The following is a 16,147-nucleotide window of genomic DNA, read 5'->3' as shown; positions in this document are numbered from 1 at the left end:
TAGCTGAATTTTTATTTTGGAGATCTTATTTTTACGAAAAACGGAAATTAGATCTTTAAAAAAAACATAAATTCAAAATGTAATCGATTACACAAAACTAAAAAAAAATATCAATAATCAAAGAAATTATTGCTTCTTAGAAATTTGTAATAATTAACTTATTTTATTTGCAAAAATGCCTTTGTAAAGGAATCTTTTTTTAGTTTTTATTAACAAATGACAAATATTGGAACTCAACATTTTTGAGTACTTTTGTGGCACTTTTATACAATGTAATTCCTCAAAAATGGATAAAAAAATATTCTCTTTTTTGTTTTCTACACGCTTAATGGCCGTTCTTTTTTTAACATTCGCAATTGCAATGGGTGTTGGAACTTTTATCGAAAGTAAATACAATACAGACACAGCCCGAATTTTAATCTATAATACTTGGTGGTTTGAAGCTATAATGGCTGTTTTCATGCTTAATTTCTTCGGAAATATTAAGCGTTACCAATTGCTTAAAAAAGAAAAATGGGCAACTTTTTTACTTCATATTGCCTTTGTTTTTATTATTTTAGGAGCTTTCATCACACGTTATATCAGTTATGAAGGAATGATGCCAATTCGCGAAGGTGCATCAGAAAACCAAATTTACTCAGACAAAACATTTATTACCGTTTTTGCTGACGGAGAATATAAAGGCGCAATGAAAAGAAGGGTTTTTGATAAAAACCTTTTGCTGTCGCCGGTTACAAACAACGATTTTACGCTTTCTGGAAAATTTGACGAAACGCCTTTCGAAGTGAGTTATGTGAACTACATTATGGGAGCGAAAGAAACCATAAAACCAGATCCAAAAGGAACGCTTTATTTAAAATTAGTTGAAGCCGGAGCAGGCGGGCGTGAAGAACATTACTTGAAAGAAGGTGAAGTTCAAAACATTCACAACGTTTTATTTGCTTTAAATAAACATACTGACGGTGCGATCAATATCAATACAACTGGAGAAAAATATACTATTCAAACGCCATTTGAAGGGAAATTTATGCGAATGGCTGATAAATTACAAGGTGATGTAACCAAAGATGATGTACAGCCTTTAATGATGCGTTCGCTTTACAGTATTGGTGATATCCGAATCGTTTTTCCAGATCCTGCGGTTAAAGGAACTGTTGATTATGAGTCAAGTAATGATTTTAAAGCAAAATCGCATACTGATGCTTTAGTGGTAAAAATTAAAGCAGATGGTCAAGAAAAAGAAGTTCGTTTAATGGGGTCTAAAGGAAGTATTGGCGAGCCTCAAACGGTTAAAATTGGTAAAATTGAATATAGTTTGTTCTTTGGAAGCAAGGCTTATATTTTGCCTTTCAAAATAAGATTAAATGATTTTATTGCCGACAAATATCCAGGAACTGAGAAAAGTTATTCAGCATTTAAAAGTAAAGTTACCGTTCAGGATTCTACAGAAACTTTTGATGCGGACATATATATGAACCACGTTTTGGATCATAAAGGCTATCGTTTTTTCCAATCTTCATTTGATCCAGATGAAAAAGGAACGGTATTATCTGTAAATCATGATTCTTGGGGAACGAATATTACTTATTTAGGATATTTTCTGCTTTACATTGGTTTAATGGCCATTATGTTTACAAAACATTCTCGTTTTGGTGATTTGAAACGTAAACTTGAAAACGTTAAAAAGAAGAAAGAAAAATTAATCACGATTCTTGTTTTGATGATTGGTTTGAGTGGTTTTGCACAACAAAATCCTCATGTACATTCGCACGAGCATAATCATACTGCAGATCCAAACGATCACGCTAATCATATTGTGGCGCCGCCGAGCCAAAAACAATTGGATTCATTACTTACGATTTACAAAGCTCCAGAAGCACATGCTGCTAAATTTGGCCGTTTGATTATTCAGGATGCCGGAGGAAGAATGAAACCGATTAATACGTTTTCATCTGAATTACTTAGAAAAGTAAGCCATAGCGATACGTACAACGGAATGAATTCTGATCAGGTATTTTTGTCGATGACGCAATACGCTCAGGTTTGGATACAGATCCCGATTATTTATATTAAGATGGGAAATGACAGTATTCGTAAAATAATCGGAATTGATTCTAAAGATCAATATGCTCCTTTTGTGAAATTTTTCGATGAAAACGGAAATTATAAATTATCGCCATATTTAGATGATGCTTATAAAGCTGGAAATCCAAATCAGTTTGAGAAAGATTTTATCGAAACAGATAAAAAAGTAAACTTGATGGAATCTGCTTTAAGTGGTAGTATTTTGAAAATTTTCCCAATTCCAAATGATCCAAATAATAAATGGGTTTCTTTCTTAGAGCGTGAAAATAGTGGTTTTAAAGGAATGGATTCTACTTATGTAAAACAAATTCTTCCGTTATATTTTAGTGCTTTAAACAACGGTTCTATTTCTAAAAATTGGGATACTGCTGATCAATTAGTAGAAAGCATTAATGGTTTCCAAAAGAAATTTGGAGCAAAAGTTCGCCCAAGCGAGCAAAAAATTGATTTAGAGATTGCTTATAATACCTATAATATTTTACCTAAAATGTTTTATTGGTATTCTCTTTCAGGAATCTTTATGTTGATTTTTACACTTTTCAGTATATTTTTCGATAAAAAATGGTTACGAATCACTGTAAATGGTTTTCATATATTGATAGGTTTAATATTTGTACTTCATACGATAATATTAATTGCACGTTGGTACATTTCAGGGCATGCACCTTGGAGTAATGCTTATGAAGCTATTGTATATGTAGCTTGGTCAACAATGTTTTTCGGATTGGCTTTTGACAGAAAATCAAAACTTACGGTTGCATCAGCAGCATTTGTGACGGCGATGATTTTCATGGCGGCAAATGCAAACTGGATTGATCCAGAGATTGCAAACTTACAGCCTGTTCTTAATTCATATTGGTTAATGATTCACGTTGCGGTTATTGTTGCTAGTTATGGTCCAACGGCATTAGGAATGATCTTAGGTTTTGTGGCTTTAGTATTGATTTTCTTTACAACAGAGAAAAACAAAGCTAAAATGGAACTGAACATTAAAGAGATAACCTATATAAACGAAATGTCTATTACTATTGGTTTGATCATGTTGACTATTGGAAACTTCTTGGGTGGACAATGGGCAAACGAAAGTTGGGGACGTTACTGGGGTTGGGATCCAAAAGAAACTTGGGCTTTAATCTCAATCATGGTTTATGCGTTTATAATTCACGCTCGTTTTGTACCAGCTTTACGCGGAAAATGGATTTTCAATTTAATGACGATGTTTGGTTTTATTTCGATTTTGTTTACGTATTATGGAGTAAACTTCCATTTAGTGGGTCTGCATTCTTACGCAAGCGGAGAGGCGCATTCTCTAAACTGGATTTATTATTCAATGGGAACAATTGCATTAATTGGTGCTATAACATATCCAAAATATAGAAAGTACTATAAAACAAAAAAAGTGAAGAACAAATAATGTATTTCGGTTATTATTAATTCACATAGAAAAGAGGTTCAGTTCAGCTGAACCTCTTTTTTTTATCAAAATAACTTTTTAGACAGGCATTTTTCCCATGATTGCAAGCACGATTGCCGCGATGATAAAAAAGCAAATCAAAAATATAATGTGACTCAATATGCTTAAAAAGAAAGCTTTTACTATTGAAATTTTATTGAAAAACTGAATATTTGTCCAAAATATCAATACAAGTCCGATGAAATAGGTTACAGATGAAAATTTCTGAATTGCTGGCGTACCATTCAAATAAAACAATATTGGGAATGTCAGGATTTGGACAAAAAGCCTTTGTGAAGCCTTAAAAGTATTCAATACAAAAAATTCAACAAAATTATATCCCTGTTTTCGAAATACAATATAAGTTCCGATGGTGTAAATTGGAATTGTAGCAATCGTAACCCACGAAAAATGTGTCGCCACCCATTCATTGAATTCATTGTAATCTAAGGTGTTATCTCCTTTGTCCGGAAAAGTATTGATATGAAAATAATGATATAGCACGCCATAAAGCGTTGCCAAAACCACAACTAAAGAAAGCGGTTTAAAATGCCTGACACGTTTTCCTTCAATAAATTCACGAACCGTATGTCCTGGTCTTGTAAAAAGCTGTTTTAACGAATACGTAATTCCTTTATCGAAATGCAACAACCCGTGCTGAATATCATGCCATAAAAAATGAATGTTTATTTTATGAGTTGCTGCAGGTTGTCCGCAGTTGCTGCAATAGTGGCCGGTAAAAATATGATGGCAATTTTTACAAAGAATTTCCATAATACTATTTAATTAGATTGTACTTTTTTAAAACCATTCGGAAACATAATCGCCAATAAAACAACGATTAGTAAAAAGTTGTATTCAACTCCATTTCTTCCTCCGCCCACAACAAACCAGCCTTCTTTAAAATGGACCAAAACAATTCCCATCAACAAAACAAAAATCGTTACAAAACCTGCGAGCTTTACATATTTATTAAGAAGCAAAAGAATTGCCGCAACAACATGTGATAATTTGATGCTCCAAGCCAGAAAAACACCAAAAGGAGCAAAACCAATTTGGTTTAAAAATAAATTCCCAAAGTCGTTTATGCCATTATTAAACATTCCGAAAATAGAATGTGTAAGGAGAATAATCGAAACTGCAATTCTTAAAAGTAAATTTCCGTTCATATTGTGGTATTTGGTTATAAATCAATTAAAAATAACTAATTAATTTAACACATAGAAACATAGTCTATGATTCTTGATGCAAAATGAAATGCCTTAAATACGTTTTTAACCTATGTTTCTATGTGTTAAAACAATTGCATTCAGCGAATTAAAAATAATAAAAAAGCGCATACTAATAAATAATATGCGCTTCTTGTTTTTATGCAACGTTTAATTTTAAACTTTTCCTAAAGTATAAAGTTGTGTCATTGTTGGCGTTAAACTTCCGCCGGCAGGCTCAAGTGTAATCCCAAACGCTTCTGCTTCATTAGTACGGTCAACAGCGAAAATTTTGTTAGAATTTCCTTCAAAATCACTAAGCAAACCAATACTTGTTGGCGTCAATACCGGACTTAATTTTAATGCCCAAACTTGGTAAACCATTCCTTTTGGAGGTTTTGGAAGACCAGCCGCATCAATATAAGTTGTTTTTGTGTCTTTGTTCCAATATACTTTTGCAAAAGATGTTGGCGAAACAGCTTGACCGCCAAGAGTTACACCAGTGTTTTTGATATCTCTAACAATGGTCAAACTTTTCTCGGTTTCTTTGTTTTGCTGATCTAAAAAAGCGTAATCTCTTTCAATTTTGTTTTTCTCAGTTCCAACTGTAGCGATCGCTTCTTTTGTTTTTGTCAATTCTAAAGTCTGATAACCTAAACCTAACAATAATAGTACTGCCGCTGCCCAGCCAACATATTGCGACCAGCTTGACGCTGGCTTCATGTCGACTACTTTGCCATGTTTAAGTTCTAATCTCGCTTTGATTTTTTCAAAATTAGCAACAGAGTGGAAAGGAGAGAAGCTTGATGATAAAGCAACAATTGCTTTTTCTATCGAAATTATTTCTGCGTTAACTTCCGGATTCTGTTTGGCTAATTCGGTAATTTCTATATTTTCTTTTTCGGTTAATAAACCATAAACGTAAAGTTCTAATAACCCTGATTCGATATATTCTTGTGCTTCCATTATATTTTTAGATAATTTCTTAAATCGTTAATACAGTTTCTGTTTTGTGTCTTGATAGTCCCCAATGGCATTGCCAATTCTTCTGAAGCTTCTTGTTGGGTATATCCTTTAAAAAATAGCAAGTCAAGAATTTCAATACATTTTGGTTTCAATTTTTTTACAAATTCTTGAATACCTATTGTATCAATTTTATTGACAAGCTTATTACTGTCATCTAACAGATTTACGAAATTATCGGAGGAAAGGTTTTTTTGACTGTTATTAAAATTTTTGGATCTCAAAGTATCAATAGAAGTATTTCTAGCAATATTAAGGATCCAAGTGTAAAATCGGCCTTTGCTTTCGTTATACGAATCGATGTTTTTCCAGATTTTCACAAAGACTTCTTGCAAAACATCTTCGGCTTCTTCACGATTTTTGATTAGTACGTTAATGACCGAAAACAAACTTTTCGAGTACATGTCGTACAGATGGGTAAAAGCTCTTTCGTCTTTCTTGTAAATTAAAACTAATAATTCTTCTTGACTCATAGATTTGGATTTTAAAGCTTAAACAAATAATTAATTGTACATTATTTTATTACCTGAGATAAAGATAAATTATTTTTTTGTGAAAATTATAAATTTTTTAACAGGCAAAAACCTAAGAAACATAGGGGTTCAGAAAAAAAATCAACTTTTTTTTAATTTTTTTTCGATTTTTTAAAACCAAAAGCAATCCAATTACGTAAATGCTATTATAACAGAAAATCTGATTCCAGAATAATAGCAGAATCTCCCATATAACGGGGAAAAATTAAAAAATTAAGTTCTGAAAATTCTAAAATCAGTCGAAAAAAAATAATGTTCTTAAAGATTAAAGTGTAAATAAATTCTCAATAAATAAAAAAATAAAGTCGTGATTATGAAAAATACTTTGAAAATATTAATTGTCGGACTTACGAGTGTTTTGGCGCTTACAAATTTTAATAAAAAGGATTTGAAAAAAGAGACTTTGAATTTGTCTTTTCAAAATCAGTTCAACAGAATTTAATGATTAAAATAATTTCATAGTTGGTGTCCTCGGACTTCCAAATAGAAAATCTATTTATAAACCGTATTTTCAATATAAAGAACAAAAGAATCCACTATACACGCCATTGAAAATCAGACGAAAATGCGAATTAGGGTTTTAAATTAATTTTCACCACAACCGAGAGACATCAACTATAATTTATACATATAATACCACGAGACCGGAAATAAAGAAAAACTCTTTTACATAGTCTCACTTTAATTTATGAAAACGCAATAAGGCATAATAATTAATTCATGGTTTGATTTGTTTGTATGGGGGGAAGCCTAACGTCTGATTAACGTTAGGCTTCATTTTTTTAACGAATCTTTAATAGAAAATAAAATAATCAAACTCCTTTTGTAAAACAGATTTTAACTAATTTTATAAAAAAATTATACAATGAAAAATATAGCAATTTTAGTTTGCAGCGCATTCTTTATGATAGCCTCACAAGTTCAGGCTCAAACGAGTCTTAAACCAAAAAAAGAAATCATGGCAAAACAAAACATTTATCAATTTAAAGTTGAAGATTTATCAGGAAAAACTTTTGATTTTGCTTCGCTAAAAGGAAAAAAAATCATGATTGTGAATACGGCTTCAAAATGTGGTTTAACGCCGCAGTACAAAGATCTTGAAGCGGTTTACAAAGAGTATAAAGACAAAGGTTTTGTAATTGTAGGTTTCCCTGCAAATAATTTTGCATCGCAAGAACCTGGAACAAACGAAGAAATCGCTACCTTTTGTCAGCTTAATTATGGCGTAACTTTCCCAATGATGGATAAAGTTTCTGTAAAAGGCGATGATATGTGCGAAGTTTATAAGTTTTTGACTCAAAAATCAAAAAATGGCTTGCAGGATTCTGAAGTAGAATGGAATTTTCAAAAATATCTAATTAATGAAAAAGGAGAATTGGTAAAAGTAATCAAACCTAAAACATTAGTTACAGAGCCAGAAGTTATCAATTGGATTAAAAGCTAATCATAAGGCCGAAACCAATAAATCCACAAATTTGAAGAAATTCAAGTTTGTGGATTTTTTTTTTTTTATTTACATAAAGTATGTCATTTCGACGAAAGGAGAAATCACACTAGAAACTCTACAAAGATTGTCGACTCACTGTGAAGAAATACTAGTGTGATTTCTCCTTTCGTCGAAATGACAAAAACGGTGTATCAATTAATTACGGTTAAACCAATATCAACTGCATAAAAACCAAATCAAGCCAACGATCAAATTTATAGCCTGCTTCGCGAATCGTTCCTGTTGCTACAAAACCAAATCTTTCGTGAAAAGCAATACTTGCGGTATTTTCTGCGTCGATTGCGCCAATCATCATATGATAACCTTGTTCTTTTGCTAGGTGAATTAATTCGGTTAATAATTTAGAACCAATACCTTTTCCAATCACGTTATCCACAACATATACTGAATGTTCGATAGTGTATTGGTAACCAATTTTTTCTCGAAATTGACCGTAACTTCCAAAACCTACAACTTCGCCATCTAAATCGGCAACAACAATTGGCAGATTTTTAGCTTTTTTATCTTCAAACCATTTGGTTTGAATTTCAAGCGTTTGAATATCATAACTATAATTTGCCGTGGTGTGCAAAATAGAATGATTTACTATATCCAGAATTTTTTGCAAATCATTTTCAGTCGCAGGTCTGAGTTTTACTTCCATTGTAATTGTATTGTGTTATTTTGTATTTAGTTCAGCTAATAAAGTATCTACTTCTTTGGGGTTCCAAGTCATTTCAGTACAAATCGCTTTCGCATCATTTGCATATTGCAAAGCCGATTTCTTATCTTTTATTTTATTGTAAAGCCTTGCCAGCAGAAGATTTCCATCGTAAGAATCATTTATTTCCAAAGAATGTTTTACCCAGAATATTGATTTTTTGAGACTTTCAGTATCGTTGATATGTTTTAAATAGGTCTGTCCGATATCTTTTAAAAAGCTGGCGTCATTCCAAACTAATTTTTGAGTATTTTCTAAAGTTGTTTTTTTGTAAAACTGCCATTTTTCAGTTCGTTCGGCTAAAGTAAGATCAAATTTAAAAACCAATGAATCTGTTTTTTGTAGCCGAATCGATTTTGCAACTTCTCGTTGTTTGTAATAATTTACGGTGTCTAAATTATCAACATAAGGTCGAAGCAATTCGGTTACAATACTTTCAATTTTGCGATCAACACGACTTTGAGAAGCCACAGCAGCAAATTCTTTTTGGTGTTTTAAAACAAATTGAAATTCTCTAGATTTTATATCCGTTACACCATTTGCAATAATTCTCCAGTTTGTTTCGCTAATTAATTGTGAATCAGATTGTGTGTTCAAATAAATATGCGTTGCAGGCGATAATTCACTTCTGTCTTTTCCTTTTTTCAAAGTGTTTAAATACGTGAAAAACTTATCTGAATTGCTTGGATCCGACATGAATTCTTTCTCTAAATAAGGAAGCTGCATTCTGGAATTCAAAGCATATTTTGCTTCGGTCATAAACTCCGGCGTTTTCATTTCGCCTTTCAAAGCGTACAAAAGCGTTTCATTGGCATCCAAAAACAAAAATGTCGGCAATGATTTCGTATTGTATTTGTTTTTTAAAGCAATTCCTTCTTCTTTTTCAATGTTTTTCCAAATACATACATAGTTTTCTTTTAAAAAAGCCATGACATCAGGATTGCTGAAAACTTCTTTTTTCATTTGATTGCAATGCGGACACCATTCAGCATAGAGCATTATAAAAATTGGTTTTCCTTCTGTTTTTGCTTTTTCTAATGCGGTTTTATATGGCGTATCATCTGGAACAAACTGATTTTGAGAATTTACAATCTGCATCGAAATAATAAGGATGAATATGTATAAGAAACGCATAAGCAGTATATTTTTTTAGCCGTTGAGTCTAAATCATGAAATTTTTATTAAACACATAGAAACATAGATTCTATTTTTGAAAAAAAGATGGTAAAAAAGAAACACATTTCTTTCACATAGCCAACTATGTTTGTTTTAAATAAGTGAAACGCCCTTTTCGGAGTCTTAGATCTATGTTTCTTGTGTTAAAATTAATTATACATAAAGAGTTGTCTTTATTGCAAATTTACTTTTACAAATATATTCCCTTTTTCTAAAAAGTACTTCAATATCTTCCTATTTATAAGTTAAATCAAACATGAAGTTTGTAACTTTGTAATAGTAAAAAGAAAATCCGTTTTTTTAGATTTTCTTAAAAAATAATACGCCATAGGAATGATTTACCCCAAAATACCGCTTGCTCAAAGCATTATCGAAATTTGTTCAGCAAAAGGAATCACAAACATTATAATTTCTCCAGGTTCGCGAAATGCACCTTTAACTATAGGATTTGCTCAAAATCCAAATTTTAAATGCTACAGCATTGCTGATGAGCGATGTGCAGCCTTTTTTGCCTTGGGGATTGCGCAACAAACCAAACAACCTACAGCAATTGTATGTACTTCAGGATCTGCATTATTGAATTATTATCCTGCTGTTGCAGAGGCTTTTTACAGTCAGATTCCATTAATCGTAATTTCTGCTGATCGTCCGCAAAACAAGATCGATATTGGAGACGGACAAACCATTCGTCAGCAAAATGTTTATGAAAATCACTCTGTTTTCAATGCAAATTTGACAGAAGAAACTTCTGACGAAAATGATTTAAAAATAAATAAAGCGATTGAAACTGCAATTTTGCAAAGAGGTCCAGTTCATATTAATGCGCCTTTTGAGGAGCCTTTGTATGAAACAGTTGAAACACTTTCTGTGCAACCAAAAATCACAATTTTGGAAGAAAAAGTTCCAACCAAAATTATTGACAATAGCGAAGAAACTGCTTCCATTTGGAATTCGGCTAAAAGAAAACTAATTCTTATTGGAGGAATAAATGAAGTAAACTCTATAGAGCAGGAAATTCTAGAAAATTTTGCCAATGATCCGTCGATTGTGGTGCTTACTGAAACGACTTCAAATTTGCATCATTCGAGTTTTATTAATAGCATAGATACTTTAATTACACCATTTGACGATTCAGATTTTAAAGAGTTGGAAGCAGAAGTTTTAATCACTTTTGGAGGTATGATTGTATCAAAACGTATTAAAGCTTTTTTACGCAAGTATAAACCTGCACATCACTGGCATATAGATACTTTACGGGCATATGATACATTTAATGCTTTAAGTAAACATTTTGTAATGGAACCAAATGATTTTTTTAAAGATCTGCTTCCAAAAACAGAATTTGTAGCTAGTAATTACTTTAAGAAAATCGATAAAATTTATAGTCTAAGAAATAAAAGAAAAGAAGAATATTTAAAGAAAATTCCATTTTCAGATTTTAAAGTTTTTGAAAAAATAATTAAATCTCTACCAAAAAACAGTCAACTGCAAATCAGCAACAGTTCGGCAATTCGATATGCACAGTTAATTGATATTGATGATTCGATTGAAGTTTTCTGTAATCGCGGTACTAGTGGAATTGACGGAAGTACATCGACAGCGATTGGAGCAGCTGTGGCAAATGAAAAACAAAATATTTTTGTAACCGGTGACATCAGTTTTTTATATGACAGCAATGCATTGTGGAATTCTTACATCCCGAAAAACTTCAAAATTATTTTGATAAATAATGGAGGAGGAGGGATTTTCAGAATTTTGCCTGGTCATGAAGAAAAGCCTGTTTTTAATACTTATTTTGAAACTTCGCATCATTTAACGGCTGAACATTTAGCTAAAATGTACAAGTTCAGATATTTGCAAGCTTCTGATAATGAATCGCTTCAAAAAGGTATTTCTGATTTGTATTTTGATGATAATTCACCAGTTATTCTTGAAATTTTCACGCCTACAGCTCAAAATGATGTAATTTTAAAACAATATTTTAAGGAATTGAATTAATTTTTTTTGTAAGTTAAATTTTGTTAAAATTTACAAACTAACCGATTTTAATTTTAAATTTGGTCGCATTAATTGTAACCAATATTAAAATTATGAGCGTAAGAGAAGAATTAATTAAGAAGTATGCCGAAGATCTAAAAGCGAAATGCGGTTTGACACCAAACATGGATTTGCTTACAAAAGTTACGATAGACTGCGGTCCATCAATTTATAATGCAGATTCATCTACAGTTGCTTCATCGCAACCATCAGAATTAGCAACGGTAAAAAACAATTTTCTGATTAAAAAATTAGGATTGTCTGATTCGCCAGCTTTAGATGAAGGAATTAATGCTGTGATGGAAAAATATGGCAAATCTAATAAGCATAAATTCAGAGCAGTAGTGTATTATTTATTAGTATTGCACTTTAAAAAAGAAAGTCATTACAAATAATAAATAATAGATTAAAAAAGAAAGTGCCTTTAATGGGCGCTTTCTTTTTTAATCAAATGCTACTTAATTGGAATTGGAAAAACCGGCAAACTTGCATGTCCTAAGGCATCTACAGTCTGCACCGCAAAAAAGTAATTGTCTTTAGAATACGGAATTTCAACCTGCGTATCTTTTACGAAAAAAGTTTTTTCCCAGTGCGAAGATGAAGTTTCACGCATTAAAATTTGGTAGCCATATTGTGCTTTTCCTTCTGGAGCTGACCAAATCAATGTTGATGAGTTAGAAAGTTTTTTAACTTCAATTCCAACATTTTCTGGCACTTTTGGTGATGAAGCCAAATTTGCCAAGGTTGCTAAATTGGCACAGGTATTTTTTCTCAAATAATCAAAATCCATAAACTCTGGCAAATCGCCATATTTGATATTATTTTCGGTTCTCAAGTCCTGATGCTGATGATCGAAGTTTTCATTCATTTCGCAAAAACGAACGGCTGTAAAACCATTTTGGCTAAAAGGCGTATGATCACCGCCACGCAAAAAACGGTCATTTCTATAAACTAATTTCACACTCAGCTGATCTACATATTGTTCTGTAACCGTTTTAATATAACGTGCCAAAAGTCTTGACGGACTATCATTGTCTCGGCTTGTAGCTTTTCGCATTTTAGCTTCTTCCTCGGTCTCTAAATACGGAATAGTTTCACTAAAAACACGAATTTGAGTATTGTCTCTTAAGTTTGTTCCACTGGATAAGCTGTTGCCAATCATATCATTATTCAGCATTGCAACAATATTCCAGTTTTGTTCTTTTGCTTTTTCGGCAAGGTGGCGAGCACCAATCAAACCTTGTTCTTCACCAGTTACAGCAACAAAAATAATTGTAGCCGGAAATGATCTTTTGCTCATCACTTTTGCCAATTCAATAACTGCGGCAACGCCAGATCCGTCATCATTTGCTCCAGGAGCATTTGATTTGATGTTCATGACATCTGTAACACGTGAATCTAAGTGTCCGCTAATAATAAGGACACGATTATCAGTTGGGTCAGTACCTTTTAGAGTTGCCATTACATTTCCAATCTGGCTATCAACATTTATTCTTTTTCCGTCGGCTTTTACAGTAAAATAATCAATTTCAGAAGTTAACCTTCCGTTCGATTCCAAAGCAAATTTGTCAAACTCAGATTTTACCCATTGTTGTGCTGCGCCAATTCCTTTCGTTTTATTTTTAGGATCACTTAACGTATGTCGGGTTCCAAATGAAACCAGTTTGTTTATGGTTGCTTCAAGATTTTCAGCTTTGATTTCACTAATCATTTTCTTTATTTCTGGATCTTCAGAAACTTGAGCAACAGAGGTTTTAGTGAAAATTAGAAAAGCAAAAGCGGCGTAAATAATGGTCTTTTTCATTGATTCGGGATTAATTATAGGTTTCCAAATTTAACCAAAACCTTCAAACTACAATAAATTGTCTGGTTCTTTTTTTTATCCCGCATATTTTTCGGATTACCATTCTCAAACTTCGTACATTTGCATCATAGAAATTTAAGAATATGCTTGAAATAGGAAAATACAATACACTTACTATATTACGTGATACTAAAGTGGGCTTGTTTTTAGGAAATCCTGAAAAAGATCCTGATGGAATTCACGATGTTTTGCTTCCAAATAAATATGTTCCAAATGAATTTGAAATAGGCGAGGAGCTTGTGGTTTTTGTTTATTTGGATCACGAACAGCGCCCGGTTGCGACTACGCTTGAACCTTATATTTTGTTGAATGAATTTGCGCTTTTGAGAGTAAACTACGTCAATCAGGTTGGTGCTTTTATGGATTGGGGAATGGAAAAAGATATTCTTGTTCCGTTTAAAGAACAAGCGCGCCCAATGGAAAAAGGAAAACGATATTTGGTTTATCTGTATTTAGATGAAAAAACAAAACGCTTGGTTGCGTCTAGCAAAACAAATCAGTTTTTGAGCAACGATCATTTGACGGTTGAAAAAGACGAAGAAGTAGATTTGATCGTTTCGCACATTACAGAAATAGGGATAAATGTTATCATAAACGAGCAACACAAAGGTCTTTTATATAAAGATGAAGTTTATGATGATTCAATTAGAACTGGAGACAGAATGCGCGGTTACATCAAAAATATTCGTCCTGATAATAAAATAGATGTTGCTTTACAAGTTCAAGGTTACCAGAGTATTGAGCCAAATGCAGAGAAAATTTTGGACGAATTGAGAGCCAATCGCGGTTTCTTGCGTTTAAACGATAATTCGCATCCAGAGGACATCAAAACCGTTTTAAAAATGAGTAAAAAGACTTTTAAAAAGGCTGTTGGAGCTTTATACAAAGAAAAACTTATTGAAATAAAAGAAGACGGAATTTATTTGGTAAAAGAGTCTTAGAACTTTAAAAATTCCAATAAAAAATTCATTACAACAAGAAAGGCTGCTCATTACAAGCAGCCTCTCTCTTTTTATTCTAGTTTTAAAAAAAATTGTAATTAAAAAAAAACAGAAATAAAATAATTCGAATCCATTAAAAAAATAATAGCTTTATAAATTTTAGAAATTACTTTTTCATCTGGGTATGTCTTTTAAACAATCAATACATTCATTTTCATTAACAAAAGCTCGAATTCACGGCTAATCCATTTGGTTTGATAAAATAACTTTTAGAAAGTTTCAGTTAGTATTTTTCCTCTTTTCGTAATCAATCTTATACTAATTACTTTGAACAATTCTATTGTTTAACCGTAGGTGTTACTATCTCCTTTTTGAAGTTTTGACAAACGCATAAATCATTTGCTCATTGTTCATGGTTTTTTTACTAATTAAAACCGTAAAAAAATGAGCGACAAATTTTTTAAATTTTCTCAAAAAAATCATTTTTTAGGTTAATAAATCAGTGAAAGAAAATCAATCTTATATCAACAAAATAAATTGTATCTCGTTGATTTCTAGGGTGTAAAATTAATTATTATTTTTCAAAACTAATGTTAAAAAGTGTTATTTTTTGCCTAACGTCTCTAATTGTTAACATTCAAAGCTTCTTTTGACATAAGACTTAAATCAAATTGAGTAGGTAAAAATGTAAAAATGCTTTATTTTTACACTATAATTTTTTAATAAACCTATACAAAATGGATTGGATTACCGCCAGAGAATTTGAAGATATAACATATAAAAAATGTAATGGAGTTGCAAGAATCGCTTTTAACAGACCAAATGTTAGAAATGCTTTTCGTCCCAAAACAACTTCAGAATTATACCAGGCTTTTTATGATGCACAGGAAGACACTTCGATTGGGGTAGTTTTGCTTTCTGCTGAAGGGCCTTCAACTAAAGATGGCGTTTATTCTTTTTGCAGTGGAGGCGATCAAAATGCACGCGGACATCAAGGTTATGTGGGAGATGACGGACAACATCGTTTAAATATTCTTGAAGTACAGCGTTTGATTCGTTTTATGCCAAAAGTTGTTATTGCAGTAGTTCCAGGATGGGCTGTTGGCGGTGGACATAGTTTGCACGTAGTGTGCGATATGACGCTTGCAAGTAAAGAACATGCAATTTTTAAACAAACGGATGCTGATGTAACAAGCTTTGACGGTGGTTACGGTTCTGCTTATTTAGCAAAAATGGTTGGTCAGAAAAAAGCTCGTGAAATTTTCTTTTTAGGGCGAAATTATTCTGCGCAAGAAGCTTTTGAAATGGGAATGGTAAATGCTGTAATTCCGCATGACGAACTTGAAGCAACTGCTTATGAGTGGGCACAGGAAATTCTTCAAAAATCACCAACTTCTATAAAAATGCTGAAATTTGCCATGAACTTGACAGACGACGGAATGGTTGGACAACAAGTTTTTGCCGGTGAAGCAACACGCCTAGCGTATATGACCGAAGAAGCAAAAGAAGGAAGAAATGCATTCTTGGAAAAAAGAAAACCAAACTTTGGCGAAAACAAATGGTTGCCATAAAAAAGTTATAAAATAGTTTAAAGTTTCAGGTTTCAAGTTACGAACCTGA

14 protein-coding genes are annotated in these 16,147 nt (G+C 32.3%); 7 read left to right on the top strand and 7 right to left on the bottom strand.

The annotated features are described in order from the left end of the window. Window positions 1-286: 286 nt before the first annotated feature. Complete coding sequence (gene ccsA, locus FND99_RS01845) at window positions 287-3,499, top strand: cytochrome c biogenesis protein CcsA (RefSeq protein ID WP_144336293.1); 3,213 nt, start codon at window positions 287-289, stop codon at window positions 3,497-3,499. 78 nt (window positions 3,500-3,577) lie between these two features. Here the strand turns inward: ccsA and FND99_RS01840 are convergent, their stop codons facing one another. From FND99_RS01840 to FND99_RS01825, 4 genes are all read right to left on the bottom strand, one after another. Next, entirely contained in the window at window positions 3,578-4,312 is a 735-nt protein-coding gene (locus tag FND99_RS01840; protein WP_144336292.1) for a DUF3667 domain-containing protein, read from the bottom strand. An 8-nt stretch (window positions 4,313-4,320) separates the two neighbouring features. Further along, on the bottom strand, window positions 4,321-4,707 hold the full coding sequence (locus FND99_RS01835; protein WP_144336291.1) for a DoxX family protein: 387 nt from the start codon (window positions 4,705-4,707) through the stop codon (window positions 4,321-4,323). 216 nt (window positions 4,708-4,923) lie between these two features. Then, entirely contained in the window at window positions 4,924-5,712 is a 789-nt protein-coding gene (locus FND99_RS01830) for an anti-sigma factor (RefSeq protein WP_144336290.1), read from the bottom strand. Continuing rightward, window positions 5,712-6,242, bottom strand: coding sequence for an RNA polymerase sigma factor (locus FND99_RS01825; protein WP_133523859.1), 531 nt, complete (start codon window positions 6,240-6,242; stop codon window positions 5,712-5,714). Before FND99_RS01825 ends, FND99_RS01830 begins: the two co-directional genes overlap by 1 nt. A gap of 373 nt (window positions 6,243-6,615) precedes the next feature. Here FND99_RS01825 and FND99_RS20325 point away from each other — a divergent pair, with 373 nt between their 5' ends. After that, entirely contained in the window at window positions 6,616-6,744 is a 129-nt protein-coding gene (locus FND99_RS20325) for a hypothetical protein (protein WP_281282454.1), read from the top strand. A 423-nt stretch (window positions 6,745-7,167) separates the two neighbouring features. After that, complete coding sequence (locus FND99_RS01820) at window positions 7,168-7,746, top strand: glutathione peroxidase (RefSeq protein WP_144336289.1); 579 nt, start codon at window positions 7,168-7,170, stop codon at window positions 7,744-7,746. A gap of 208 nt (window positions 7,747-7,954) precedes the next feature. On the opposite strand, the gene FND99_RS01815 is transcribed toward FND99_RS01820, so the two are convergent. Both FND99_RS01815 and FND99_RS01810 read right to left on the bottom strand, forming a co-directional pair. Then, window positions 7,955-8,452 carry a GNAT family N-acetyltransferase gene (locus FND99_RS01815; RefSeq protein ID WP_144336288.1) on the bottom strand — a complete coding sequence of 166 codons (498 nt, stop codon included), beginning with the start codon at window positions 8,450-8,452 and terminating at the stop codon, window positions 7,955-7,957. Between the two features lie 15 nt (window positions 8,453-8,467). Further along, the gene (locus tag FND99_RS01810) at window positions 8,468-9,643 is read right to left on the bottom strand and encodes a thioredoxin family protein (protein WP_144336287.1); all 1,176 of its coding nucleotides are present in this window, start codon (window positions 9,641-9,643) and stop codon (window positions 8,468-8,470) included. A 375-nt stretch (window positions 9,644-10,018) separates the two neighbouring features. Here FND99_RS01810 and menD point away from each other — a divergent pair, with 375 nt between their 5' ends. Both menD and FND99_RS01800 read left to right on the top strand, forming a co-directional pair. After that, window positions 10,019-11,683, top strand: a complete 1,665-nt coding sequence (gene menD, locus FND99_RS01805; protein ID WP_144336286.1) for a 2-succinyl-5-enolpyruvyl-6-hydroxy-3-cyclohexene-1-carboxylic-acid synthase — start codon at window positions 10,019-10,021, stop codon at window positions 11,681-11,683. 92 nt (window positions 11,684-11,775) lie between these two features. Beyond that, the gene (locus FND99_RS01800; protein WP_144336285.1) at window positions 11,776-12,117 is read left to right on the top strand and encodes a DUF2853 family protein; all 342 of its coding nucleotides are present in this window, start codon (window positions 11,776-11,778) and stop codon (window positions 12,115-12,117) included. 59 nt (window positions 12,118-12,176) lie between these two features. Here the strand turns inward: FND99_RS01800 and FND99_RS01795 are convergent, their stop codons facing one another. Then, entirely contained in the window at window positions 12,177-13,526 is a 1,350-nt protein-coding gene (locus tag FND99_RS01795) for a M28 family metallopeptidase (RefSeq protein WP_144336284.1), read from the bottom strand. A gap of 143 nt (window positions 13,527-13,669) precedes the next feature. Here FND99_RS01795 and FND99_RS01790 point away from each other — a divergent pair, with 143 nt between their 5' ends. Together FND99_RS01790 and FND99_RS01785 are read left to right on the top strand one after the other, a co-directional pair. After that, on the top strand, window positions 13,670-14,527 hold the full coding sequence (locus FND99_RS01790) for a CvfB family protein (RefSeq protein ID WP_144336283.1): 858 nt from the start codon (window positions 13,670-13,672) through the stop codon (window positions 14,525-14,527). Between the two features lie 737 nt (window positions 14,528-15,264). Continuing rightward, window positions 15,265-16,098, top strand: a complete 834-nt coding sequence (locus FND99_RS01785) for a 1,4-dihydroxy-2-naphthoyl-CoA synthase (RefSeq protein ID WP_012024845.1) — start codon at window positions 15,265-15,267, stop codon at window positions 16,096-16,098. Window positions 16,099-16,147 lie beyond the last annotated feature (49 nt).

It is taken from the genome of Flavobacterium daemonense, from assembly GCF_007341385.1.
Lineage (GTDB): Bacteria > Bacteroidota > Bacteroidia > Flavobacteriales > Flavobacteriaceae > Flavobacterium > Flavobacterium daemonense.
Note: the sequence above shows the minus strand (reverse complement) of the source record. Positions and strands in the feature narration are given on the sequence as shown.